At 64.8% G+C, this 25,081-nt stretch carries 27 protein-coding genes; 14 read left to right on the top strand and 13 right to left on the bottom strand.

What is annotated here, in order from left to right:
* Positions 1-78: 78 nt before the first annotated feature.
* Together ccoG and FZ938_RS03195 are read right to left on the bottom strand one after the other, a co-directional pair.
* Positions 79-1,596 carry a cytochrome c oxidase accessory protein CcoG gene (gene ccoG, locus FZ938_RS03200; RefSeq protein ID WP_149197211.1) on the bottom strand — a complete coding sequence of 506 codons (1,518 nt, stop codon included), beginning with the start codon at positions 1,594-1,596 and terminating at the stop codon, positions 79-81.
* Positions 1,597-1,702: 106 nt separating this feature from the next.
* Positions 1,703-2,266, bottom strand: a complete 564-nt coding sequence (locus FZ938_RS03195) for an HD domain-containing protein (protein ID WP_149197210.1) — start codon at positions 2,264-2,266, stop codon at positions 1,703-1,705.
* Between the two features lie 85 nt (positions 2,267-2,351).
* On the opposite strand from FZ938_RS03195, the gene FZ938_RS03190 reads away from it, so the two are divergent.
* The 3 genes from FZ938_RS03190 to FZ938_RS03180 all read left to right on the top strand — a co-directional run bounded on the left by FZ938_RS03190 (position 2,352) and on the right by FZ938_RS03180 (position 4,973).
* Positions 2,352-3,542 carry a vWA domain-containing protein gene (locus tag FZ938_RS03190; protein WP_149197209.1) on the top strand — a complete coding sequence of 397 codons (1,191 nt, stop codon included), beginning with the start codon at positions 2,352-2,354 and terminating at the stop codon, positions 3,540-3,542.
* Positions 3,543-3,618: 76 nt separating this feature from the next.
* Entirely contained in the window at positions 3,619-4,644 is a 1,026-nt protein-coding gene (locus FZ938_RS03185; RefSeq protein WP_149197208.1) for a hypothetical protein, read from the top strand.
* Positions 4,645-4,661: 17 nt separating this feature from the next.
* Positions 4,662-4,973, top strand: coding sequence for a hypothetical protein (locus tag FZ938_RS03180; RefSeq protein ID WP_149197207.1), 312 nt, complete (start codon positions 4,662-4,664; stop codon positions 4,971-4,973).
* Between the two features lie 20 nt (positions 4,974-4,993).
* Here FZ938_RS03180 and FZ938_RS03175 read toward each other — a convergent pair whose 3' ends face one another.
* On the bottom strand, positions 4,994-5,362 hold the full coding sequence (locus tag FZ938_RS03175) for a helix-turn-helix domain-containing protein (protein WP_149197206.1): 369 nt from the start codon (positions 5,360-5,362) through the stop codon (positions 4,994-4,996).
* Positions 5,350-5,625 (bottom strand): BrnT family toxin, encoded by a 276-nt coding sequence (locus tag FZ938_RS03170; protein WP_149197205.1) that lies wholly within the window; start codon positions 5,623-5,625, stop codon positions 5,350-5,352. The genes FZ938_RS03175 and FZ938_RS03170 overlap by 13 nt, the downstream gene beginning before the upstream one ends.
* 187 nt (positions 5,626-5,812) lie before the next feature.
* Between FZ938_RS03170 and FZ938_RS03165 the strand changes: the two genes are divergently transcribed.
* From FZ938_RS03165 to FZ938_RS03140, 6 genes are all read left to right on the top strand, one after another.
* Entirely contained in the window at positions 5,813-6,553 is a 741-nt protein-coding gene (locus tag FZ938_RS03165; protein WP_149197204.1) for a helix-turn-helix domain-containing protein, read from the top strand.
* 183 nt (positions 6,554-6,736) lie between these two features.
* The gene (locus FZ938_RS03160; RefSeq protein WP_149197203.1) at positions 6,737-8,848 is read left to right on the top strand and encodes a multicopper oxidase family protein; all 2,112 of its coding nucleotides are present in this window, start codon (positions 6,737-6,739) and stop codon (positions 8,846-8,848) included.
* A 140-nt stretch (positions 8,849-8,988) separates the two neighbouring features.
* Complete coding sequence (locus tag FZ938_RS03155) at positions 8,989-10,434, top strand: NADP-dependent isocitrate dehydrogenase (protein WP_149197202.1); 1,446 nt, start codon at positions 8,989-8,991, stop codon at positions 10,432-10,434.
* A gap of 75 nt (positions 10,435-10,509) precedes the next feature.
* Positions 10,510-11,031 (top strand): RNA polymerase sigma factor, encoded by a 522-nt coding sequence (locus tag FZ938_RS03150; RefSeq protein WP_246457479.1) that lies wholly within the window; start codon positions 10,510-10,512, stop codon positions 11,029-11,031.
* Complete coding sequence (locus FZ938_RS03145) at positions 11,031-11,831, top strand: anti-sigma factor family protein (RefSeq protein WP_149197200.1); 801 nt, start codon at positions 11,031-11,033, stop codon at positions 11,829-11,831. The genes FZ938_RS03150 and FZ938_RS03145 overlap by 1 nt, the downstream gene beginning before the upstream one ends.
* A gap of 174 nt (positions 11,832-12,005) precedes the next feature.
* Complete coding sequence (locus tag FZ938_RS03140; RefSeq protein WP_149197199.1) at positions 12,006-12,374, top strand: GcrA family cell cycle regulator; 369 nt, start codon at positions 12,006-12,008, stop codon at positions 12,372-12,374.
* A 93-nt stretch (positions 12,375-12,467) separates the two neighbouring features.
* Here FZ938_RS03140 and FZ938_RS03135 read toward each other — a convergent pair whose 3' ends face one another.
* From FZ938_RS03135 to rpsF, 9 genes are all read right to left on the bottom strand, one after another.
* A complete protein-coding gene (locus FZ938_RS03135) occupies positions 12,468-12,911 on the bottom strand; it encodes an NfeD family protein (RefSeq protein ID WP_149197198.1) in 444 nt (147 codons plus the stop codon).
* A 4-nt stretch (positions 12,912-12,915) separates the two neighbouring features.
* Positions 12,916-13,872, bottom strand: a complete 957-nt coding sequence (locus FZ938_RS03130) for an SPFH domain-containing protein (protein ID WP_149197197.1) — start codon at positions 13,870-13,872, stop codon at positions 12,916-12,918.
* Positions 13,873-13,978: 106 nt separating this feature from the next.
* Positions 13,979-14,359 carry an oxidoreductase gene (locus FZ938_RS03125; RefSeq protein WP_149197196.1) on the bottom strand — a complete coding sequence of 127 codons (381 nt, stop codon included), beginning with the start codon at positions 14,357-14,359 and terminating at the stop codon, positions 13,979-13,981.
* A 148-nt stretch (positions 14,360-14,507) separates the two neighbouring features.
* On the bottom strand, positions 14,508-15,731 hold the full coding sequence (locus FZ938_RS03120) for an NADP-dependent isocitrate dehydrogenase (protein ID WP_085089173.1): 1,224 nt from the start codon (positions 15,729-15,731) through the stop codon (positions 14,508-14,510).
* Between the two features lie 325 nt (positions 15,732-16,056).
* Positions 16,057-17,325, bottom strand: coding sequence for an SAM-dependent methyltransferase (locus FZ938_RS03115; RefSeq protein WP_149197195.1), 1,269 nt, complete (start codon positions 17,323-17,325; stop codon positions 16,057-16,059).
* 254 nt (positions 17,326-17,579) lie between these two features.
* Positions 17,580-18,140 (bottom strand): 50S ribosomal protein L9, encoded by a 561-nt coding sequence (rplI, locus tag FZ938_RS03110; protein WP_149197194.1) that lies wholly within the window; start codon positions 18,138-18,140, stop codon positions 17,580-17,582.
* Positions 18,140-19,099, bottom strand: coding sequence for a DUF2232 domain-containing protein (locus FZ938_RS03105; protein ID WP_149197193.1), 960 nt, complete (start codon positions 19,097-19,099; stop codon positions 18,140-18,142). Before FZ938_RS03105 ends, rplI begins: the two co-directional genes overlap by 1 nt.
* Positions 19,100-19,148: 49 nt before the next feature.
* Positions 19,149-19,418: a 30S ribosomal protein S18 gene (rpsR, locus tag FZ938_RS03100; RefSeq protein WP_012974291.1), complete on the bottom strand. Its 270-nt coding sequence runs from the start codon at positions 19,416-19,418 to the stop codon at positions 19,149-19,151.
* Positions 19,419-19,859 (bottom strand): 30S ribosomal protein S6, encoded by a 441-nt coding sequence (gene rpsF / locus FZ938_RS03095; protein WP_085089177.1) that lies wholly within the window; start codon positions 19,857-19,859, stop codon positions 19,419-19,421.
* Positions 19,860-20,277: 418 nt separating this feature from the next.
* Here rpsF and FZ938_RS03090 point away from each other — a divergent pair, with 418 nt between their 5' ends.
* From FZ938_RS03090 to fabF, 5 genes are all read left to right on the top strand, one after another.
* Positions 20,278-21,264, top strand: a complete 987-nt coding sequence (locus FZ938_RS03090) for an acyltransferase family protein (protein ID WP_149197192.1) — start codon at positions 20,278-20,280, stop codon at positions 21,262-21,264.
* Positions 21,265-21,530: 266 nt separating this feature from the next.
* Complete coding sequence (gene fabD, locus FZ938_RS03085; RefSeq protein WP_149197191.1) at positions 21,531-22,472, top strand: ACP S-malonyltransferase; 942 nt, start codon at positions 21,531-21,533, stop codon at positions 22,470-22,472.
* Between the two features lie 41 nt (positions 22,473-22,513).
* On the top strand, positions 22,514-23,251 hold the full coding sequence (fabG, locus tag FZ938_RS03080) for a 3-oxoacyl-[acyl-carrier-protein] reductase (protein ID WP_109074453.1): 738 nt from the start codon (positions 22,514-22,516) through the stop codon (positions 23,249-23,251).
* Between the two features lie 188 nt (positions 23,252-23,439).
* Positions 23,440-23,679 (top strand): acyl carrier protein, encoded by a 240-nt coding sequence (locus FZ938_RS03075; protein WP_014247969.1) that lies wholly within the window; start codon positions 23,440-23,442, stop codon positions 23,677-23,679.
* Between the two features lie 127 nt (positions 23,680-23,806).
* The gene (fabF, locus tag FZ938_RS03070; protein ID WP_149197190.1) at positions 23,807-25,069 is read left to right on the top strand and encodes a beta-ketoacyl-ACP synthase II; all 1,263 of its coding nucleotides are present in this window, start codon (positions 23,807-23,809) and stop codon (positions 25,067-25,069) included.
* Positions 25,070-25,081: the final 12 nt, after the last annotated feature.

Raw genomic sequence — 25,081 nt, 5'->3', positions numbered from 1 at the left:
GAAGTCCCGCCGCGCATCCCCCTCACCCTAACCCTCTCCCCGGGGGGGGAGAGGGGACAGCCCCCGGACAGGCGACCCTCAAGGCGCCATGAACACGCTGGCGTGCTTGCCGACTTCGCCGCTGGTCTGGTCCTTGGCGATCACCGCCACGTCGGTCGAGCCCGGCTTCACCGACGCCGCCGGCACCTTCACGAACACCCGGTAGGTCGCCACCGTGTCGGCATCGGCCTTCAGCGTCAGGCTGCCGCCGCTGCCGGCGGCTTCATCGCCGGCCACCGACAGATGCGCGTCGCGCAGGCCGTCGAACGTCACGAGATAGCTGCGGGCGATGTGCGTCTTGTTCAGCACCTTGATGGTGTAGGCGTTCTGCACCGACCCGTCGGACAGCGTCACGAACAGCGGCGCACGGTCGCGCAGCACGCTGACGTCCAGCGTCGGCCGCAGCATCAGCGCGATGCCCATGGCGCACAGCACCACCAGCATGATCAGCGAGTAGATCACCGTGCGCGGCCGGACCAGCTTCACCCGTTCCGGCTTGCCGTCGATCTTGGCGATCTGGTTCGACTGGGTGTCGAAGCGCACGAGGTCGATCGGCCGGCCGATCTGCCGCATCACGTCGTTGCAGGCATCGACGCACAGGCCGCAGCCGATGCAGGAGATCTGCTGACCTTCGCGGATGTCGGTGCCGGTCGGGCAGACATGGACGCACTGCTTGCAGTCGATGCAGTCGCCAAGGCCCGCCGCCTGCCGTTCCTCCCAGCTCTGCGACTTGCGCATCGGCCCGCGGCCTTCGCCGCGCCAGTCCTCATAGGTGACCAGGAAGGTGTCCTCGTCCACCATCGCCGACTGGAAGCTGCGCCACGGGCAGACATAGATGCAGATCTGCTCGCGCGCCCAGCCGGCGAAAAAATAGGTCGTGAAGGTGAACAGCGCGATGAAGGTGGCGACGCCGCTGGTGATCTCGCCATGCAGCAGGTCGTTCATCAGCGTCGGCGCGTCGTTGAAATAGAACACCCACGCCCCGCCGGTCAGCAGCGAGATGCCGACCCACGCCGCATGCTTGGCCGACTTGCGGGCGAACTTCGCGCCGGTCATCGGCGCCTTGTCCAGGCGGATGCGGGCGGTGCGCGGCCCTTCGATCTTGCGCTCCACCCACATGAACAGGTCGGTCCACACCGTCTGCGGGCAGGCATAGCCGCACCAGATGCGCCCGGCCAGCGTGGTGGCGAAGAAGATGCCGAAGGCGCCCAGGATCAGCAGGCCGGTCAGGTAATAGACCTCCTGCGGCCAGATCTCGATCCACAGGAAGTAGGCGCGGCGCCCGACCATGTCGATCAGCACCGCCTGGTCCGGAATCCCCGGCCCGCGTTCCCAGCGAAGCCACGGCGTGATGTAGTAGATCGCCAGCAGGACGATCAGCGCCGCCCATTTGATCTGCCGGAACCGGCCCTTCACGTCGGCTGCATAAACCTTGGGCCGGTTGACGAACCAGTGGCGTCCCGGCTCCTCATGCGGCTCTGCGTGGGAAGTGGCGGTCGCCTTGGCCGCTTGAGCGGGGCGGCGGGTGAGGGTGGTGTCTTCTTGCGGAAGGGACATGGCATCTTTCCTCGGCCGTCAGCGGCGCGGGTGGCGTCTCGTGTCGTCCCTTCTCCATAAGACTTCCGTGATGAAGCCGCATTGCGCGAAATCAATCCGCGGAGGATTACACCGCCTGCCCACGCAGTTCCGCCAGCCCGTCGTGATAGGCGCGGTCGAACAGAGCCTCCAGCCGGGCATCGACGCCGCGCAGCCCCGCGACCACTGCATGGGCCCATTCGAAATACTCGACCTTGCGCGACAGCGGCCAGTCGGCGGGCGGGCTGTGCGCCATGGAGCGCAGGTTCGACACCTTGTCGGCCAGCTTCACCAGCTTCGCCCGCTTTGATGCATGGGGAGCGGCGTCGATCTGGTGCTGCTTGCGCTCGGCCTTCGACATCCGCTTGTCGTCGGTGGTCTCGGCGACGACCTGCACCACCTCGGTGCCGAACAGCTCCTCGATCTCCTCATAGCTGGCGTCGGTGTCCTCCAGCGTGTCGTGCAGCAGGGCGGCGATCACCACGACCGGGTCCTTGCCCTCCGTCGCCTGGGCAACCAGGAGGGCCACTTCCGACAGGTGGTTGACGTAGGGTTCGGCCCGCACGCCCTTGCGGCGCTGGTCGATGTGCTTGTGCGCGGCGAAATCCAGCGCCCGTGCGAAATCCAGGAGGGGAGCGTTAGGTAGGCTCATGCTGTTCTCTCGGCTGGGGCATTGCATTATTCTCCGCCCTGGGGAACCCCGCCCTTGGGGAACCCCGATGCGAAGGACCGCGCCCATGTTCACGTCATTCTTCTTCGATCTGCGCAAGGCCGGCGTCCCCGTCTCGCTGACGGAGTACCTGACGCTCATGGAGGCCATGAAGCAGGGCACCGCGTCCTTCCGCGTCGAGGACTTCTATTATCTCAGTCGTGCATGCTTGGTTAAGGACGAACGCAACCTCGACCGTTTCGACCGCGTCTTCGGCGCCACCTTCAAGGGCCTGACCGACGAGACCCCGGCCGGCGAGGAGGTCCCCGTCACCGACCTGCCGGAGGAATGGCTGCGCAAGCTGGCCGAACGCTTCCTGACCGACGAGGAGAAGGCGCAGGTCCAGGCGCTCGGCGGCTGGCAGAAGCTGATGGAGACGCTGGCCCAGCGTCTGGCCGAGCAGAAGGGCCGGCACCAGGGCGGATCGAAATGGATCGGCACCGCCGGCACCTCGCCCTTCGGCGCCTACGGCTACAACCCGGAGGGCGTGCGCATCGGCCAGAAGGAGAGCCGCCACCGCCGCGCCGTCAAGGTGTGGGACCGCCGCGAGTTCAGGAATCTGGACGACCGGGTGGAGATCGGCACCCGCAACATCAAGGTGGCCCTGCGCCGCCTGCGCAAATTCGCCCGCAGCGGGGCGGCCAGCGAACTGGACCTTCCCGGCACCATCCGCGCCACCGCCAACAACGCCGGCTGGCTCGACCTGAAGATGGTTCCGGAGCGGCACAACACGATCAAGGTGCTGCTGTTCCTCGACATCGGCGGATCGATGGACGACCACATCCGCCTCGTGGAGGAGCTGTTCTCCGCCGCGCGCAGCGAATTCAAGCACCTGGAGCACTTCTACTTCCACAACTGCGTCTACGAGGGCGTCTGGCGCGACAACGCCCGCCGCCACACCGAGCGCCTGTCCACCTGGGACGTCCTGCACACCTATCCCGCCGACTACAAGCTGGTCTTCGTCGGCGACGCCGCCATGAGCCCCTACGAGATCGTCTACCCCGGCGGCAGCGTCGAGCACTGGAACGAGGAAGCCGGGCAGGTGTGGATGCAGCGCCTGCTGTCGGTCTACGCCAAGGCGGTGTGGCTGAACCCGACCCCGCCGCAATACTGGGACTACACGGAAAGCACCCGCCTGCTCCAGCGCCTGATGGGAGGCCGTATGTTCCCACTGACGCTGGAGGGGCTGGACGGGGCTATGCGAGAGTTGGGGAGGTGAGAAGCGTTCTAATTGTTTAGCCTATAAGGTCGGCACATATCCGAAAGTTTTTAGGTGCGGCAAGAGATAATCTTCTGTGGGTTTTCACGATAAATTTACGCTCTTAAATTATCTTTATAGTTCTATTGTTCGCCCTAGAGATGTGGTGATTAAGGTGACATCTATTAGAAGTGTAAGGCTTTCCGTCGATAAGAAGACTTGGAACCCACCTAAAACACCGACTTTCCCAACAGCGTTCAGTCCTGTGAATCGGATTATAAATTTAGACGTGCAATCCATGCTTCATAGGCTGGGACTGCTAACTACCCCCGTAGCAGCACTGGGAATGTCTCTTGCGGAACATTGGGCCTGGATAAGATACTTTTATGCCTTTACAGCAGCTCCTGTTGATAAGACGTTAACGTTAGCGCCAGAGTACGCTAACCTTGATCCTCATCAAAAAACGATTCTGAGTGATGATATTGGTGTTGCTGTACCTGTGCATTGGATAATGGATACTCTTAATATTAAAGAAATGCCAGTTGATGGCGTTTATTTTGTAAAAAGGATGGCTCATCTTTTGAATAAGCCTCTCCGGCGTACGAATAAAAGAGGCCCGTTAAAGACTCCTGATTTTGTAATGAGGGATATCAATGGAAAGTGGCATGTTCTTGAGTGCAAGGGAACTCAATCAAGCATATCTGCTAGAAACAAGCAACTGTCTCACAATACGAAGAAAGGTGCAAATGGAGCGGTTGTCCAGAAAACGATGATTGAGCTTCGTCCAGAAATTTCTGGTCAGAGGTTAGGGAGTGGATTATTTATTGGGATTCAGGGCGGGAAGGAGAGAAGTCATCTTAGGGTTGTTGATCCAGATTATGCTCCATTAATTGATATATCGAAAAGTGAAGAAGGTCTGTTGGAAGATGCAATTATTAGAAGTTCTGTATCTAAATCTCTGATTTTATCTGGAATGATCTCTGCCGGCTCGGCTTTTGGATCTCCTGAAGGTTTTCTTGAGTTTTTTGACGATGTATCTCCTATGAGGTTTCGCCCCCCCCATCAGACAGCGGACGCTTCGCTGTCAGGGAGGTGGAAGCTAGACAAGAATTGTCTGAAGTAAGGTCAGGTGAGACTGCTTTGATTAACAACGAGATGTACTATATATTGAGTAGAAATATAGAACTTCCGCGCCCGTTGAATTTTGGAGGGCGCATAGTTACTAATTTCTTAGTTAAAAATTATTTATCGAATACGGTGTTGGACGCTATTGAGGAAAGTGGATTTAAAGATGAACCAATTGAAGGAGGATCATCTGAATGGGGTGAAATGGTTGGTAAAACATCAGTTATTAGGAATGGAGGGGCGACTGAGCTATCGATCGGAAAAATATTTAAGACCAAATTGATTGCAATGGAAGGCAGCAAGGAAGCTGTTCCCGTTGACCAGTAGCATTTATGGCATTGATATAATTAAGCCGCCCGCGATTTCTCCAGCGCCCGCATCACCGCTTCCGGTTCATGCTCGATCACGGCCAGATAGGCCGTGGTCGCGGCGTCCGGCTTGCGGCGGCCTTGCTCCCAATCGCGCAGGCTGGCGGTGGGGAAGCCGAAGCGTTCGGCGAAGGCCGGCTGGGTCAGTCGCAGCCGTTCACGAATCGCTTTCACACGTTCGCCGAAGGTCGCCCGCTCCAACTCGGCGTCGGACAGGATCGGGGCAGCGTCGGGATTACCGGCCACCTGCCGCGCGATCTCTTCGTCGGTCGTGGCGTCAACGGCTGCCCAGTCAATCCCCCGGAGCGCGTCCGCCGCCATTTCCTTGGTGACCTTCACCGTAGCCATGTCCGTTGCTCCCTCTTGTTGGCTTTCCGCACCGAAATCAGTCGGTAGGTCTCGCCGCGCATCGTGTAGACGCAGATGAACAGCCGTCCGGCGATCATCCCGAACGCGAGGCGGCGGTATTCGGTCCCGAACTCCGTCGCATACTCCCGTGGGTCCGCGACATCGCCGACACGGTTCTCGAGGACGATCAGCCCGATGGCCAATGGAAAGCCGTGCTTGGCCCGGTTGATGGCGTCCTTCTCGGTGTCGAGTTCGATGTCCATCACTCTCAATATGCGGCATTGCCGTACCTTTGGCAACGGCCCTCAAGTGGCCCTGCCACAGTCCAAAGACCGCGCGCCTCGACCGCCGGGAGGCCACGCTAACACAAAATATGAAAATTATCCTACCAACCTGCCAAATTTCCCGCTGAAATAGGAGCGTCCGCCCACCCGATCCCGGAGACGCCCCATGCCCGACTGCCTGCCCCCCGCCAGCCGCCCCGACGACAGATTCCCGCTCTGGGCCGAGGAGCCGCCGGTCCCGCCCGAAGGTTCCCTCGTCCCCGGTTCGCGCTTCCACGAGGAACAGTGGGTCATGGCCGCCGGCATGCTGGCGCGCGGGGCCTCGTTCCAGCAGGTCGCCCGTGCCATGGGCTGCAGCCGCACCACGCTGTGGCGGGCCTATTACGGATCGCAGGCCTTCCGCCATCGCGTCTGGTGGGAGAGGCAGGCGCTGAACCGCGAATCGGACCTTCGGCTCGCCTCGCTGCGCGCCCTGGTGACGGAGCAGGTCGAGCGGCTGGTCTCCGCCGTCGATCCCTCCACCGTGCGCTGGCTGGCCGAGCGGCTCGGCCTGTTCAAGGACTTCGACTCCCAGCCGGGCATGGAGCGCAGGGAGAGCGCTCCCGCCGCCGCTCCTTCCGGCAAATCTCCGGACCTCCCGCCCGCCGATCCGCAGCCGGCGCCCCCGGCCGCTTCGGCCGGCCTTGCCGACGCGGCCGGGCCGTTCGACGACGACTCCGTCCCCGGCGCGCTGCGCGAGCGTACGCCGCCCGACCCGAAGGCGGTCGCCGCCATCCTCGCGCGGCCGGAAGCCGAAGGGCAGAAGGGCGTCTATCCCTGGACCTACAACCCCGACGATCCCTTCCCCAACCTCGGCTCTGCGCTGGAACGGCAGGGCGGGCAGGGCGCCTTCACCCGCCGCCGGTAAGCGGATGCAACGTTGGAACGTCGCCCGGAAAACGGTTCACGGCGTTTCAAACGTTCAATCCACCGCCGTCCGCCTCCCCGCCCCATCGGACCGGCCCATATGGGATTGCGTGTATAAACGTTGAAAATATCAATTATCAGGAATCATATTTTCGACCATAAGTCTTTTCGGATGGAGTAATTCATGAGGCATACATATTTGTTGGGCCTGCTGCTGCCCCTGGCGCTCGGCGGCGCGCCGGGCGCCATGGCGGCAACCGCGGCGGCGGCGAAGGACGCTGCGGAACCGGCCGGCGAGGCGTTCGGCAATCCGCCGGTCCTGACCAACTCCGAATCGCCGCGCGTCGGTTCGCTGCTGATGCGGCAGCCGCAGGCGACCGCGCGTCCGCACGCCGGGCAGGCACGCAATTACGACCTGTTCGTCTCCTTCACTGACGGCTATATCCGCAATCCGGCCCAGGGCCGTCCGGACGCGGTGCGGCTGCGCAGCTATCGCGGCACCAACGTCGACCCCGCCCATCCCTATGTCGCGCCGACCATCGAAGCGACGCCGGGCGACACCGTCCGCATCAAGCTGCACAACCAGCTGCCGGACGATCCGAACTGCGCCAATCAGGCGGCGGCGGACATCAACACGCCACACTGCTTCAACGGCACCAATCTGCACAGCCACGGTGTCTGGGTCAGCCCGACCGGCAACAGCGACAATGTGCTGGTGTCGATCAATCCGGGCGTCGATTTCGAGTATGAATACAACATCCCGGCCGACCATCCGGCCGGCACCTTCTGGTACCACCCGCACCGCCACGGCTCGACCGCCCTGCAGGTCGGCAGCGGCATGGCCGGCGCGCTGATCATCCGCGGCGACCGCCCGCCGACCCCCGACGCCAACGGCGACCTCGACACCCTGCTGAAGAGCCCCAAGGGCGTGCCGATGACCGAGCGGGTCCTGCTGTTCGAGCAGATCCCCTACGCCTGCACCAAGGACGGCCAGCTGAAGACCAAGTCCGACGGCTCCATCGACTGGAGCTGCGCGCCGGGCGAGGTGGGCGAGGTCGTGTCCTACGACCAGTTCGGGCCGGGCACCTGGGAGCAGTCCGGGCGCTTCACCACCGTCAACGGCCGCGTGCGCCCGATGTTCGCCAACGCCAAGACCGGTCAGGCCGAACGCTGGCGCCTGATCCATGGCGGCGTCCGCTCCCCCATCACGGTGGAGTTCCGCAAGCTGGACCCCACCGGCTTCTTCCAGGCCGAAAAGACCCTGTCGGCCGCCGACCAGGACCGCTTCGCCAAGGAACGCTGCACCGGGCAGCCGGTGCCCTACATCCTGGCGGCCTCCGACGGCCTGACCATGAACGAAGGGCAGGTGCGCACCAGCGTGCCGATGCAGCCGGGCTATCGTGACGACCTGCTGGTCAATTTCCCCGAACCCGGCATCTACTGCGTCGTCAACAAGCCGGCGGCCGCCAACGCCAGCCCGGACCAGACCGCCACCGCCACCGGCGTGCTGGGCTTCGTCCGCGTGAAGGGCGACCGGGTGGTCAAGGACCCGGTGAAGGAGACCATCCGCCAGCTGACGGTCAACGCGACGAAATACGCGCCGTCGGTCGCCAAGGAGGTCATCGACGGGCTGACCGCGCGTTGCTTCGGTAAGACCATGGTCGAAACCCCCTATTGCCCGCGCTTCAGCAAATTCACCGCCCACCGGCCGATCACCGAGCATGAGGTGATGCATCAGCCCAAGCAGGAACTGACCTTCTTCATCAACCTGCCGCCGGAAGGGGGCAAGCGCACCAACCCGCTGTTCCAGGTCGCCAACAGCTTCGAGGTCGTGGAGAATCCCGACGGCACCTATGGTCCGAAGGGCGCCGCCGCCTACCAGCCGAGCGTGGTCAACCGGCCGGTGATCCTGGGCACCGCCCAGCAGTGGGAACTGGAATCCTACTTCGTCAGCCACCCCTTCCACATCCACGTCAACCCGTTCGAGATCATCTCGATCATCGGTCCCGACGGCCGCGACGTCAGCGAGCCCGGCTCGGGCGATCCCGACTATGCCGGCATGAAGGGCGTGTGGAAGGACACCATCTGGGTGAAGAGCGACAACGCCAACGCGCTCACCACCGCCCAGCCGCCGAAGGGCGTCTACAAGGTGACCGTCCGCACCCGCTACGAGCGCTTCATCGGCGAGTATGTGCTGCACTGCCACATCCTCGACCACGAGGACCAGGGCATGATGCAGAATGTCAGCATCGGCGTGCCCGACGGCCGCGGCGGCGTCGCCGGGGCTCACCACTGACCGGCGGCGCACTCCCTCCTTCCGTCAAGCCGGGAGGCAGGGAGTGCGCTCCGCCCGTTGCTGCGATCCGTCGCTGCCTCCAACCATTGAAAAAGGCCCCTGTTTGCGTCTACGGTCGCGCGTCCCCTTGGAGTGAGTGCATGCGCGATATCACCCCCGTCACGGTCGCACGCGGCGACGGCATCGGCCCAGAGATCACGGACGCGGTGCTATATGTGATGAACGCGGCCGGCGCGCGGCTGAAGGTGGAAGAGGTTCCGGCAGGCGAGGCCGTCTACAAGCGGGGCCATCCCGGCGGGCTGGACGCCGCCGGCTGGGGGTCGATCCGCCGCACGCGGGTCTTCCTGAAGGGGCCGATCACCATGCCCCAGGGATATGGCAACAAGTCGCTGAACGTGGTCGCCCGCACCACGCTGGGCCTGTTCGCCAATGTCCGTCCCTGCGTGTCCTACCACCCCTATGTGCGGACCCGGCATCCGCGCATGGACGTGGTCATCATCCGCGAGAACGAGGAGGACCTCTACGCCGGCATCGAGCATCGCCAGACCGACGACGTGATCCAGTCGGTCAAGCTGATCTCGCGGCCGGGGTCGGAGCGAATCGTCCGCTACGCCTTCGACTTCGCCCGCTCCAACCACCGGCAAAAGGTGACGGCCTTCGTCAAGGACAACGTCATGAAGATGACGGACGGGCTGTTCCTGAAAATCTTCTACGAGATCGCGGCCGATTATCCGGAGATCAAGGCCGATCATATGATCGTCGACATCGGCGCCGCCCGTCTGGCCGACCAGCCGGAGCGCTTCGACGTCATCGTCACCCTGAACCTCTACGGCGACATCGTGTCCGACATCGCCGCCCAGCTGACCGGCTCGGTCGGGCTGGCCGGTTCCGCCAACATCGGCGAGACCTGCGCCATGTTCGAGGCGATCCACGGCTCCGCCCCGATGATCGCCGGGCAGGGCATCGCCAACCCGTCCGGCCTGCTGATGGCCGCGGTGATGATGCTGGTCCATATCGGCCAGGGCGACATCGCCGCGCGCATCCACAATGCCTGGCTGAAGACCATCGAGGACGGCATCCATACCGCCGACATCTATGCCCGCGGCCTGGGCCGTGTGCGCGCCGGCACCGCCGCCTTCGCCGAAGCGGTGGTGGAGCGGCTGGGCCAGACCCCGGTCACCATGCCGCCGGTGGGCTATTCGACCGCGCGGCCGGCTTATGACGGCATCAACCGGCTCGCCCCGCGCGTGCGCGCGCTGAAGGAACTGGTCGGCGTCGATGTCTTCCTGCAATGGTCCGGCGGGCTGCCCGACGATCTGGCGGAGCTGGTGCTGCCGCTGTCCACCGACGCGCTGAAGCTGACCAGCATCTCCAACCGCTCGCAGCGGGTCTGGCCGGACGGCAACGCCGACGTCTTCTGCACCGACCATTGGCGTTGCCGCTTCCTGACGCAGCACGGCCCGGTGCAGCATGGCGCCATCGTCGATCTGCTTGGCCGGCTGGCGGCGGCCGGGATCGACTTCACCCAGACCGAAAACCTCTGCAATTTCGACGGCAAGGCTGGCTTCTCCTCGCCGGGCCAGTGAACCCATGGCGGCGGTGGGAATAAAGCGGCAGGGCAGGGCGTCATGACAGGTGACGACTCCTTGCCCGGACCCGACATGCCCCCCCCGCCAGACATCGACGACCGCGCCATCGCCGCGCATATTCCGCGGCTCCGGCGCTATGCGACCGCCCTGGTGGGCAACCGGTCCGACGCGGACGACCTCGTTCAGGACTGCGTGGAGAAGGCGCTGGCCAACCGCCATGCCTTGCGCGACCCGTCGAAGCTCGGCGGCTGGTTGATGACGATCCTGCACAACCTGCACATCTCCGGCCAGCGCGGCCGGCGCCGGCGCGGCGCGGAGGTGCCGGTGGAGGATCTGGCCGACGATTTGGCGCTCAGCGCCCCGCCGGCCGACCGCGGGGCGGTGCGCGACTTCGTCCGCGCCTTCGCCCAGTTGACCGACGAACACCGCACCATCCTGCTGCTGACGGGGATGGAGGGGCTGTCCTACCGCGAGGTGGCGGAGGTTCTGGAACTGCCGATCGGGACGGTGATGTCGCGGCTGGCCCGGGCGCGCGAGAAATTGAGGGTCCTGCTGGACGGTGGAACCCAGCAGGTCGTCAGGAGGATCAAGTGATGAGCGGCACCCGCAATCCCGTGACCGAGGCTGAGCTGCATGCCTGGCTGGACGGAGAGTTGCCGGAGGAACGGCTGGCCGACGTCGAGCGCCACCTTGCCGACAATCCCGAACTCGCCCAGCGCTTCGACCGCTACCGTGCCCAGCGCTCGCTGTTGGGCCAGAGCTTCGGCCCGCTGATCGACCAGCCGCTGCCCGACCGCCTGACCCCGCCCTTCACCGCGCGCGACCATGCCGCTCCGGTCCCGCAACGCCGGGGCAGGGGGGCCTGGTGGGGAACGGCGATCGCCGCCTCCCTCCTGATGTTCGTCGCCGGTGGCGCCGGCGGCTGGCTGTTGCGCGACCGCGTCGGTTGGCGGGCCGAGCCGCTGACCGCCGCCTTCATCGCCGATGCCGTCGCCGCCCACCGCGTCTTCTCCGTCGAAGTCCGCCATCCGGTCGAGATCGGCGTCGATGAGGAGGCCCATCTGGTGAACTGGCTGTCCAAGCGGCTGGGCAAGAACATGCGTTGCCCAAAAGTCACAAGAGGGGGCTACCAACTGATCGGCGGCCGGCTTTTGGCCGATTCCGCTGGACCTGTTGCAATGTACATGTACGAGGATGCGGCCGGGCGTCGCATCACGTTGTATATCCGCCCCTCTCCCAATACCTCCGGTTCAGCGTTCCGTTTCGCCCAGGATGGCGGTGTGCGCGCTTTGTATTGGCAGGACAATGGGTTGGCGCTGGCCGTCGCCGGAGAAGCCGATCGGGATACCCTGTCCGGCGTCGCCGAAGAGGTCTATGGCGCGCTGAATTCATGAGTCTGCCCACGGACTTATCAACAGGAATGTTGCCGCGCCCCCCTATCGTCTCCGGCCGTCATCTGGTAGCTTCTTCACCGGCTGGCACAAAATGTTGCGGCTTATGGAAAACGGCACTAGACCGTGACCTGTTTGCCACAGCATAACCGGACACCGGATCGGGAGTACTCGGGGATGAGTTGGACGGACGAGCGGATTCAACAGCTCAAGGATCTCTGGTCCCAGGGTTTGAGCGCGAGCGAGATCGCCGACATTCTGGGAGACATCACCCGCAACGCGGTCATCGGCAAGGCCCATCGCCTGGGCTTGTCCGGCCGGCCGTCGCCCATCAAGAAGAAGCCGACGCGCGGCGCCACCATCCTTGCTCTGACGGAGCGGATGTGCAAATGGCCGGTCGGCGACCCGAAGCACCAGGATTTCCATTTCTGCGGCAAGAACGCCTTGCCCGGCATGCCCTATTGCGCGGAACACGCTGCGCTGGCCTACCAGCCCGCCTCGGGCAGCAAGAAGCGTGAGGAAGATCGCAACGTCGGCGCCGCCTGACCGGTCGACAAGCCATTCAAAAAAGCCCGCTCTCGGGGGAGAGGCGGGCTTTTTTGTTGGCGAAATCCTGAAATCGGCTGCGCAGGGAAGGTCTCACGGCCCCTCGGCCGCATCGCGCAGCACCAGCACCATCCCCTTGTGTCCGGCGACCAGCATCGCCGCACCTGCCGGCCGATCGGGCCCCTCGACAGACCACAACGTATCGCCGACGAACACCCGTCCGTGTCCATTGACGATCGGCTCGCTCAGCGTCACCGCCCGTCCGACAAGCTGGCCGGCGCGGTCGTTGATCCGCGCGGCGTTGCCTTCCACCGATGCATTGCGGCGGCGTGAAAGGACGATGGCGACACCGATCGCCGCGCCGGCGGCGATGGTGAAGAAACCGGCCTCGTTGACCAGCCCCCAATCATGCCACAGCGCCGTCACCAGCCCGGTCAGCAGCGCAGCTCCGCCGAACCAGACCAGGAAGATGCCCGGGATTACCAGTTCCGCCGCGATCAATACGGCACCCAGCGCTCCCCACAGCAGCGGCGACATTCGTTCACTCCCCGTCCGACGCGGTCGTGGTGGGCGGCACCGACCAGGGATTGCGCGGGGCGGGTGAGGGCGAGGTGGCCGGCCGGGGCGGGGCGGCGTCGCGCACCAGATCGCCCAAGCCCGCCAGCGCACCGGCAACGCCGGCCAATTCCACCGGCAGGATCATGGTCTTCTGGTTTGGGGACGCGGCGAATGCCTTCAAGGCTTCCATGTATTTCTGGCCGAGGAAATAGCCCAGCGCCTGGTTCGATCCCTGTGCCACCGCCTCCGACACCAGCCGGGTGGCCTTGGCCTCCGCCTCCGCCAACCGTTCGCGCGCCTCGGCCTCCAGCTTGGCGGCTTCCAGCTTGCCCTGCGCGATGCGGATCTGGCTTTCCTTCTCGGCGTCGGCTTCCAGGATCTGGGCGCGGCGGAGGCGCTCCGCCTTCAACTGCCGGCCCATCGCCTGGACGATATCTTCGGGCGGGGTGATGTCGCGCAGCTCGATGCGGGTCACCCGCACGCCCCAGGAGGCCGTAGCCTCGTCCACCGCGCGCAGCAGGCTGGCGTTGATCGCCTCGCGCTGGCTCAGCAGCTCGTCCAGGTCCATGGAACCCATCACCGTGCGGGTGGTGGTCATCGCCAGTGTCTGGATCGCCCGCTGCAGGTCATTGACCTCATAGGTCGCCTTCATCGGGTCCAGCACTTGGAAATAGAGTACGCCGTCGGCGGTCACCGCGGCATTGTCCTTGGTGATGACGCTTTGCGACGGCACGTCCACCACGGTCTCGCGCATGTCCACCTTGGCCCGGACCGAGCTGATGACCGGGAAGATCACGTTGAAGCCAGGATGCAGCGTTTCCTGGTAGCGGCCCAGCCGCTCGACGATGAAGTTGAAGCCCTGGGGGACGATGCGGACGCTGGTGATCGCCAGGATGACGACCAGCACGAACGCCGCGATAACCAGAATGCCGAGTTCCATCGATGGCCGCTCCTGACATGGGGGGAACGCCGCACCGGGCGTCCTCTGCCCATCATGAGGCAATTCGCGGAGGCTGCAAATCCCGCCCCCGTCGCGACGATCCGTCTCAATAGTCCTGGGTGTCGTGCTTCAGACTGACCAGTTCGCCGTTCAGCAGCGACAGCATCAGCTGCACGACCATCTCATGGACGATCACCGTATGGTGGTTGCCGGTCTCCTGCATTGCCTTGCGCAGCGCATCGCGCACGGCCGGCACGCCGGTGACGTCGATCAGCACGTCCAACCGCTCGCCCAACTGCGCCAACTCGTGGAAATTGGTGGTGGTCTTCACGCCGCGGTGATTCGCAAGTTGCATGCCCGGCGCATCCGGATCGAGATCCGCCACACCCAGCAGCTCGACGAAGGGGGCGGCCAGCAACTTGCGCAGCAAGGGGGTTCCGGTCTCGCCGGCACCCACGACGGCAACACGGAACAGATTGTTGGGCATCGGGTTCGGTCCTTTCACGAATCGGGCAAGAAAAAAGCGGGGAGCCGAAACTCCCCGCCCGAACCCTAGCTGAGCCGCCGTCCGGTTTGACCCGGACGCGGCGTCGCACCCTGTGAAGTATAAGCGCTGGACAGAGACGGCGCCGGCCTTACGACCAGGCAGCCATCTTCTTTTCCAGGTTGTCCGACAGCTTGTCCAGGAACTGCTTGGTGGTCAGCCACGGCTGCTGCGGGCCGATCAGGATGGCGAGATCCTTGGTCATGAAACCGGACTCTACGGTCTCGACGCAGACGCGCTCTAGCGTCTGGGCGAACTTGATCACGTCCGGGGTGTTGTCGAACTTGCCGCGATAGGCCAGACCCTGGGTCCAGGCATAGATCGAGGCGATCGGGTTGGTCGAGGTTTCCTTGCCCTTCTGGTGCTCGCGATAGTGGCGGGTCACCGTGCCGTGGGCCGCTTCGGCCTCGACGGTCTTGCCGTCCGGCGTGACCAGGACCGAAGTCATCAGGCCGAGCGAGCCGAAGCCCTGCGCCACGACGTCCGACTCAACGTCGCCGTCGTAGTTCTTGCAGGCCCACACGAAGCCGCCTTCCCACTTCAGGGCCGAAGCGACCATGTCGTCGATCAGGCGGTGTTCGTAGACCAGACCCTTGGCCTTGAACTGGTCGGCGTAGGTCTCGTCGAAGACCTTCTGGAAGATGTCCTTGAAGCGGCCGTCATAGGCCTTGAGGATCGTGTTCTTCGTCGACAGATAGACCGAGTAACCGCGCTCCAGGCCGTACATGAAGCTGGAGTGGGCGAAGCCCTCGATCGAATCGTCGAGGTTGTACATGCCCATGGCCACGCCGGCGCTCGGGTAGTCGAACACCTCATGCTCGATCTGCTGGCTGCCGTCGGCCGCTTCCCACTTGATCGTCATCTTGCCCGGGCCGGGAACGACGAAGTCGGTGGCCTTGTACTGGTCGCCGAAGGCGTGACGGCCGATGATGATCGGCTTGGTCCAGCCCGGGACGTAGCGCGGAACGTTGGAGCAGACGATCGGCTCGCGGAAGACGGTGCCGCCCAGGATGTTGCGGATCGTGCCGTTCGGCGACTTCCACATCTTCTTGAGGTTGAACTCCTTCACCCGAGCTTCGTCCGGGGTGATGGTCGCGCACTTCACGCCGACGCCATACTGCTTGATGGCGTTCGCGGACTCGACGGTGACCTTGTCGTCGGTCTTGTCGCGGTTCTCGATGCCGAGGTCGTAGTACTTCAGGTCGATGTCGAGGTAGGGCAGGATCAGCTTGTCTTTGATGAACTGCCAGATGATGCGCGTCATCTCGTCGCCGTCGAGTTCGACGACCGGATTGGCTACCTTGATCTTGGTCATGGGTGCGAGATCTCCCCGAACGGGTAAGGGCGTTGTCATTCCTTGGGAGCCGGGCGCGTCGTCCAGCGGGCGCTTGTTGCCGGGGAGCATGCCGCTTGGGTGGCTCCCCGGTACCCCGGGCGGAAATCAATCGCGGTTATATAGCATCGCCCCGTGACGGAAAGGAAGGCGCGCCGGTGGCTCGGGCGTCGATGTCGCACGATTCCGCTTGCAACGCAGCCCCGCAGCCGGCCATGATGGTCAATTGGTATTACCGGTTGGTCGGATTGAGCCGCTGGCGGGGCGGAATGGCCGGTAGGAGCCTCAAATCCGGCCTCAGGAATGGTCAGGCCGCCGACTCCGGCGTACGCGAGGGCCGCAGTTCCGCCGATTGACCGTTCGATGCGCTGGCGAGGTCCCGTTCCGCGTTCAGCATGTAGTCGCGTGTCAGCGGCACGGCGCCCAGAGAGCGCGCGACCTGGACCTGGAACACCATATGGCCCTGCAGGCGGAAGGCCAACTCGGCTCCGGCCAGATAGAACTCCCACATCCGGCAGAAGCGCTCGTCATACAGCGCCTTCGCGTCCTCCCAATGGGCGGTGAAGCGGGCGCGCCAGTGGCGCAACGTCTCGGCGTAATGCAGGCGCAGAACCTCCAGGTCGGTGGCCAGCAGGCCGGACCGCTCGATGACCGGCAGCACTTCCGACAGGGCAGGGGAATAGCCGCCGGGGAAGATGTATTTGCGGATCCAGGGGTTGGTGCTTGCCGGACCATCCAGCCGGCCGATGGAATGGATCAGCGCCACGCCCTCGTCGTTCAGCATGTCGCGCACCGCGTTGAAGTAATTGCGGTAATGCGGCACGCCGACATGCTCGAACATGCCGACCGAGACGATGCGGTCGAAGGCCCCGCGATGGGCGGCGGCGAATTCGCGATAGTCGCGCAGTTCGAAGTTGACCCGGTCGGACAGTCCCGCCTCGACCGCCCGATGGCGGGCTACGGCGAGCTGTTCCGACGACAGGGTGATGCCGGTCACCCGCGCTCCGGTGTGCCGCGCCAGATAGAGCGCCATGCCGCCCCAACCGCAGCCGATGTCGAGCACCCGCATGCCGGGCACGATCAGTAGCTTGGCGGCGATGTGACGCTTCTTGGCCTCCTGGGCCTCGTCCAGCGACAGGCCGGGTTCCGCGAAGTAGGCGCAGGAATACTGCATGTCCCGGTCGAGGAACAGTTTATAGAACTGGCGTGACAGGTTGTAATGGTGCTCGACATTCTGGCGGGAACGCCGCATCGGGTTGTATTGCTGGGCGCGACGCAGCAGCGGCGACAGCGACTCCATGGCGCGGCCAAGGGCGCCCTGCACCTCGGCACCGCTCATCAGCATCGACAGCAGGTCGTAGATGCCGCCGCCTTCGATCGAAAAGCGGCCGTTCATATAGGCTTCACCAAACCGCAGGCGCGGATTGATGAGCAGGTCGCGTTCCACGGCGTGGTCGTGAAGGCGAAGGGTCAGGTTTGGTGACCCGGATCCGATCCGATGGTGTTTCCCATCGGCCGTAATGAGATTGAGGGTTCCGTCGCCCTTGGCGGCGGCAAGCAGACGAACCAGCAGCATGCCGAACTCCTTCCGCGGTGCCGTTCCAAGCATGGCGCGCAGGAAGGGGTGCGACAATTCGTCAATCGGTCAGAACTGCTACCCAATTGGGTATTGCGGACATATGCACGCAGTCATGTCCGCCGTCGCTGCGGCCCGCCCCGAAAGCGGAAAACCGCCCGGCCCCGGGTGGGGCGGGCGGTTTCCGGACGAGCGGTACGACGTGCCGCCAAACTCCCGAAGACGTCTTCGGGACTTCAGCCGCAGAAGGGCGATCAGCCCTCCTCTTCCTCGGTCGCGGTCTCTTCGACGTAGGTCTCTTCTTCTTCCTCGTCGCGCAGGTCGGCGGCGGTGATCATGCCACCACGCTGGGCCTGCAGCTCGGCCTCTTCGGCCGAACGGGCGACGTTGACCGTGACCGTGATCGACACTTCCGGATGCAGGACGACGCGCAGCTTGAACAGACCCAAGGTCTTGATCGGGGTGTCGATCTGGACCTGCTTGCGGTCGGTCTTGTAGCCGGCGGCGGTCAGCGCGTCGGAGACGTCGCGGGTGGTCACGGAACCGTACAGGACGCCGGTCTCGGCGGCCTGACGGATCACGACGACCGTCACGTTGTCCATCTTGGTCGCGACCTGCTCGGCGTCCTTGCGGCGCTCCAGGTTCACGGCCTCAAGGTGGGCCTTCTGCTTCTCGAAGACGGCCAGGTTCGCCTTGGTGGCGCGCATGGCCTTCTTCTGCGGCAGCAGATAGTTGCGGGCGAAGCCGGGACGCACATTCACGACCTGGCCCATCTGGCCGAGCTTCTCGACCCGCTCCAGCAGAATAACTTCCATCACTCGTCCTCCTGACCGGGGGCCGCGGGGGAAAACCGGCGGCGCAGCCCGATCCATTGCTCGATCATGCCCAGGCCGACCAAAAGCAGGATCGGCCACCCGAAGAGAAACAGCATCATGTAGAAGCCAACCAGGATCAGCGTGCGCGCCGATTTGCTGCTGGCGAATACATGGACCACCGAAAGCCCGGCAAAGGCGAAGGGTACCGCCAGGATCAGAGCCAGATTGACCGCCAGGAACCCGAAGGTTCCCGGTACGGCCGAAGCCGCCGCGACCGCCACCGCGAACAGCGGCGCCAGCCAATACGGCAATTCCAGCTCGGCCAGACGCATGGCAGGGCGCCGGTTGCGGCCGAACCGCATCAGCGCCCCCTGCGCCAGCACCGCGTTGACGATCGTCATGACAAGCCACGAGACCGCAACCAGCCCTGGCAGGACAGCCGCCACCCAGAATTCCTCGGGATCCGGGGCCGGCTGGCCCTGCGAACGGAACGCCGGCTCGACGACTCGGGCCAGGGTCTGCCGCATCAGCCCTTCCAACCCACCGGGCTGGTCGAGCGTCAGGATCACCGCGGCGAGCAGCGCCGCCACGCCCATCCCGGTCAGGCCGATCAGGACCCGGCCGGGGGGATACCATTCCAGGGTTCCATCCTCCCGCGTGCGCGCCAGCAGCGACTGCCGCACCACCAGGATCGCCGGGGCGGCCCCGGTCACCAAGTAGGACAGCGCCACCAGCGTGCTGCCGGAGGTGCCCAGCATCACCGCGGCGGCGCCGGCCAGACCGGCCAGCGTCACCGCCGGCGCCCCCAGCCACAATCCCGTCAGGAACAGGGGCAGGGGGGCCAGATAGCCAAGGATCAGCGCACCCATCCCGCCGAACGTGACCGACAGGTAGAAGAATGCGCTTGCCAGACCGCCGCCGACGGCGACCACCAGCGGTACGGCCGGACCCAAGGCCATGGAAACCCCTTGAAGAACCTTCACCGAAACAGTTCGGCCGTTGCCGGGCTTACTTCACCACGTAGGGGAGAAGGGCCAGGAAACGGGCGCGCTTGATTGCGCGGGCCAGTTCACGCTGCTTCTTCGTCGAGACCGCGGTGATGCGGCTCGGGACGATCTTCCCGCGCTCGGAGATGAAGCGGGACAGCAGCTTGACGTCCTTGTAGTCGATCGCCGGAGCATTCGCGCCCGAGAACGGGCAGGTCTTGCGGCGACGGAAGAACGGGCGGCGAGCGCCGCCGGTGCGGGCCGGAGCGCCCGTGGTCTGCTTGTCGGACATTTACGCGGTCTCCCCTTCGGCGGCGGCAACGTTTTCCTGGCGGCGCGGCGGACGCGGGCCACGGTCGTCGAAGCGACGCGGACCACGGTCGCCACGATCGCCGCGCTCACCACGCTCGTTGCGGCTCTGCATCATCGCCGACGGGTTGGCATCGAGGGCGTCGACACGCACGGTCATGAAGCGCAGCACGTCTTCGCTGATGCTCATGTTCCGCTCCATCTCGGCGACGGCGGCGGCCGGCGCGTCGATGTTGAAGAGGGTGTAGTGACCCTTGCGGTTCTTCTTGATCTTGTAGGTGAGGGTCTTCAGACCCCAGTATTCGCTCTTGGCGATCGTACCGCCGTTGTCGCGAACGATCTGGGCGAACTGTTCAGAGAGCTGCTCGGCCTGGGCGGCCGAAATGTCCTGGCGCGCGATCAGCACGCACTCGTAAAGTGCCATTGCACTCCCCATGGCTGTTCATGGTCCGGCGCTGTGCCCCATCCCTCATGGATCGGATCAGCTGCCCGGGCCTAGCCGACGGCGGACCGCCGGCAAGGAGTTATGAAGCGGCGCAGTATGCACAGGCCGGCGGTGGTAGCAAGTGGAAATCCGGCCCGGGATGCGCCGCCTTTCGGAAAAATCTATTCGCGTTATAGAGAGCTGGCCGGATGACCCCCGCTGCGCTGCTTTGGGCATGGGTTGGGCGGGGCGGGGCAGGGGTGGCTATCGCGCGGGACAAGCTCTGGCGCATTTGACCGAAGTGCATTGGATCGCTCCAGGCGCCATGTTCAGCCTGCCGTTTGCGGCGGAGTTCACGGTGCGTCGGTCGACCGAGCGCTCCGTCCGCGGCGCTGACAGCCCGGTGCCTGGAGTAGCGATGCGCAAGAACATGTTGCCGTATCATGTCGTGGAATTGAGGGGGCTGGCCTGCATCCTGCTGGTCGCCTACCACGTGGTCGGCATTCCCGGGGCCGGCATGCAGGTGGCGGATGGGTCGGTCTACCGCTATGCCACCGACAGCTTCGAACTGATCCGCATGCCGCTCTTCACCTTCATCTCGGGGCTCGTGTACGCCCTGAACCCGGCCAGAGGCGACCGGCTGAGCACCTTCTTCGTCAAGAAGCTGCGCCGGCTGGGCTTTCCGTTCCTGGTGGTGTCGACACTCTTCTATCTGCTGCAGACCCATGCGCCCGGTGCGAACGGGACCGCTGCCCCCGATTCGATGTGGCGGATCTACGTCTTCTCCTATGCCCACTTCTGGTATCTGCAGGCGCTGTTCCTGATCTTCACGGGCGTCGCGCTGCTCGACGCGCTGCACACGATGGACCGGCCGGGGGGCTTCGCGCTCGCCATGGCGGCTGCGGTGGCTGCGTGCCTGATGGTTCATGTCGATTCGAACGTCCTGTCGGTGAACGAGGCCTGCTTCCTGTTGCCGCACTTCCTGCTGGGGGTGGGGGTGACCCGCTTCCGCGCCATGGTTCCCCGCCAGGCGATGCTGGGCGCCGCCGGTGCCGCGCTCGCCATCGGCGTGGCCCTGCATCAGGCGTCGCTTTGGGGGCACCTGCCGCATTTTGGCTGGAACAGCGGCGTCGCACTGCTGTGCGGGATGGGCGGAGCGGTGACGCTGCTGCATGCCATGCCGCCGGGCCGGGTTTTCCGGATGGTGGGAGCCTCCTCCTACGCCATCTACCTGCATCACGCCCTGTTCGCCGCCGGTGCGAGGGTGGTGCTGCACCGGCTGAACGCCGCGGACGGCGTGATTTTCTGCGTGGCGCTGATTGCCGGCTTGATCGGCCCGATGGTGCTGGAATCGTTGGCGCGGATCAGGCCCTGGACCAGGGTGGCGCTGGTGGGCAAGGCATGACCGCGGCCCTATGATTTGCGCCGCAGCAGAAGGCCCAAGACCCACAAGACCCAATTCGCGGTACGTCTGGGTCAGCCCACGAACAACCCCTTCCGCACGGCGGTTTTTCGTGGGCCTTCTGCATCAATACGTGGCGTTTTATCGCACCATTGTCGCTTTGGTCATCGCGCGTCGCTTGACTTGCTAAAAAGTGAGGGTATGACTGTCGCCCAATCCATGGTGCCGCCGCAGGGGCGGGGCGCATTCATCCAGGGTTTCACCGAAGCATGACCAGGGCGTTCGTCTTTCCGGGGCAGGGCAGCCAGGCTGTCGGCATGGGCCGCGAACTCGCCGAAGCGTTCGAAGTCGCTCGTCACACCTTCGAAGAGGTGGACGACGCGCTGAACCAGCGGCTGTCGCGACTGATGGTCGAAGGCCCGGAGGCAGATCTGACCCTGACCGAGAACGCGCAGCCCGCCCTGATGGCGGTCAGCGTCGCGGTGATGCGGGTTCTGGCGAGCGAGGGCGGGGTCGACCTGTCCAAGCATGCCACCTTCGTCGCCGGCCACTCGTTGGGCGAATATTCGGCGCTCTGCGCCGCCGGCGCCTTCTCGCTGGGCGACACCGCGCGCCTGCTGAAGCTGCGCGGGCAGGCGATGCAGAAGGCGGTGCCGGTCGGCAAGGGCGCGATGGCGGCCCTGCTGGGCGCCGACCTGGATCAGGCGCAGGCGATCGCCGCCGACGCCGCCCAGGGCGAAGTGTGCAGCATCGCCAACGACAACTCGGTCGGGCAGGTGGTGATTTCCGGCAGCGCCGACGCCATCGACCGCGCCATTGCGCTGGCGGCGGAACGCGGGCTGAAACGCTCGGTGCGCCTGCCGGTGTCGGCGCCCTTCCATTGCTCGCTGATGCAGCCCGCCGCCGACGCGATGGCGGAGGCTCTGGCGAACGTCACGATTTCCGCCCCGGTGGTTCCGGTGGTGGCGAACGTCACCGCGTCTGCGGTGTCGGATCCCAATACCATCCGCCGCCTGCTGGTCGAACAGGTGACCGGCATGGTGCGCTGGCGCGAATGCGTGCTCTATATGAAGGAGCAGGGGGTCGAGCGGCTGGTCGAGGTCGGGTCGGGCAAGGTTCTCGCCGGGCTGACCAAGCGCATCGACAAGGATCTGGCGGCGGTGTCGGTCGGAACGCCGGCCGATGTCGAGTCGTTCCTGAAGACCCTGTGACCGCATCAGACCCGTGATACATCAGCCTCGTGAGGCCATCCATGTTTGACCTGACCGGCAAGTCGGCCCTCGTCACCGGCGCGTCCGGCGGCATCGGCGCGTCGATCGCCCGTGCGCTGCATGCCCAGGGCGCCGCCGTCGCGCTGTCCGGCACCCGCGTTGCCCCGCTGGAGGCCCTGGCCGCCGAGTTGGGTGAGCGCGCCTTCGTCGTGCCCGGCAACCTGTCCGAGGCCGCGGCGACCGAGCAGCTGTTCAAGGACGCCGAGGCGGCCCTGGGCAAGATCGACATCCTCGTCAACAACGCCGGGCTGACCCGCGACCAGATCGCGATGCGCCTGAAGGACGAGGACTGGCAGTCGGTCATCGACGTGAACCTGACGGCGGCCTTCCGCCTGTCGCGGGCCGCCATGCGCGGCATGATGAAGCGCCGCTGGGGCCGCATCGTCAACATCACGTCGGTCGTCGGCGTCACCGGCAATCCGGGGCAGGCCAATTACGCCGCGTCGAAGGCCGGTCTGATCGGCATGTCGAAGTCGCTGGCCGCCGAGCTGGCCTCGCGCAACATCACCGTCAACTGCGTCGCGCCGGGGTTCATTACCACGGCCATGACCGACGCCCTGAACGACGAGCAGAAGCAGAAGCTGCTCCCCGCCATTCCGGCCGGCCGCATGGGCCAGCCGGACGAGATCGCCGCCGGGGTCGTGTACCTCGCGAGCGAGGAGGCCGCCTACGTCACCGGCCAGACGCTGCACATCAACGGCGGCATGGCCATGATCTGATGAGGATCCGACGGGGCGGCATCGCCACGTGTGAAGAACGGCGCCAACCGGGCTCCCTCGCGGGTGCTGGTCAAGGCTGCTGAAATGTGTTATCGGACGGGGCTTTTCGCGGCAGGACGGCACGTTCTTCGCGTGTTGCTCCGACCGGATTATCCCGAGCGGTTTCAAGGATTGGAAGGTCTTAAAAGATGAGCGACATCGCCGAGCGCGTGAAGAAGATCGTTGTGGACCACCTGGGTGTCGAGGAGTCGAAGGTGGTGGAGAACGCCTCCTTCATCGACGATCTGGGCGCCGACAGCCTCGACACCGTCGAGCTGGTCATGGCCTTCGAGGAAGAGTTCGGTGTCGAGATCCCGGACGACGCCGCGGAGAAGATCCTGTCGGTGAAGGACGCCATCGACTTCATCAAGGCCAACGCCGCCGCCTGATCGGGCCGCGGGCATTGAGCCCCCGAGGGCCAGGCGAACCGCATTTGCGATACCAGCAGCGCGGGGCCTGGCCGTCGACGACCAGATCGTCGACAGTTTATTCGAGGAAAGGTCAAGGAACAGCCTCATGAGACGTGTCGTCGTCACCGGACTCGGTATGGTCACGCCGCTCGGCGTCGGCCACGCGCTGAACTGGGAGCGGCTGATTTCCGGAAATTCGGGAATCCGCGGCATCACGGGGTTCGATGCTTCGGACCTGGCCTCCAAAGTCGCCGGGCAGCTCCCGCGCGGAACGGGTGACGGCGAGTTCAACGCCGACTCCTTCGTTTCGCCGAAGGATCAGCGCAAGATGGATGATTTCATCGTCTTCGCCATCGCCGCGGCGCAGGAAGCAATCAAGGATTCGGGTTGGACTCCCCAGACCGATGAAGAGCGCGAGCGGACCGGCGTCATGGTCGGTTCGGGCATCGGCGGCCTTCCGGGCATCGCCGACGGCGCCGTGACCCTGCATGAAAAGGGTCCGCGACGCCTGTCGCCCTTCTTCATCCCCGGCTGCCTGATCAATCTGGCCTCCGGCCACATTTCGATCCAGCACGGCTTCAAGGGACCCAACCACGCGGTCGTCACCGCCTGCTCGACCGGCGCGCACGCCATCGGCGATGCCGCCCGTCTGATCATGTGGGACGATGCCGACGTCATGGTCGCCGGCGGCACGGAGGCGGCGGTCAGCCGTCTCGGCGTCGGCGGTTTCGCCGCCATGCGCGCGCTGTCCACCAACTTCAACGACACGCCCGAGAAGGCGTCGCGTCCCTATGACAAGGACCGCGACGGCTTCGTCATCGGCGAGGGTGCCGGTGTCGTCGTGCTGGAAGAGCTGGAGCACGCCAAGAAGCGCGGCGCCACCATCTATGCCGAGGTCGTCGGTTACGGCCTGTCGGGCGACGCCTACCACATCTCCGCCCCGGCGGAGGATGGCAATGGCGGTTTCCGTGCCATGAAGGGTGCGCTGAAGCGCGCCGGGCTGAACCCGTCCGACATCGATTACGTCAACGCCCACGGCACCTCGACGCCGCTCGGCGACGAGATCGAGCTGGGTGCGGTCAAGCGCCTGTTCGGCGACGCCATGGACAACTTGGCGATGTCCTCCACCAAGTCGGCCATCGGCCACCTGCTGGGGGCCGCCGGTGCGGTCGAGGCGATCTACTCGATCAAGGCGATCAATCACGGCATCGTGCCGCCCACGCTCAATCTCGACAATCCGTCGGAAAGCTGCATGGGCGTCAATCTGGTGCCGAAGGTCGCGCAGGAGCGCCGCGTGCGTGCTGCGCTGTCGAACTCCTTCGGGTTCGGCGGCACCAACGCCTCGCTGGTGTTCAAGGAATTCGCGTAAGCGAAGCTCCCA

This window comes from Azospirillum oryzae (assembly GCF_008364795.1).
Lineage (GTDB): Bacteria > Pseudomonadota > Alphaproteobacteria > Azospirillales > Azospirillaceae > Azospirillum > Azospirillum oryzae.
Note: the sequence above shows the minus strand (reverse complement) of the source record. Positions and strands in the feature narration are given on the sequence as shown.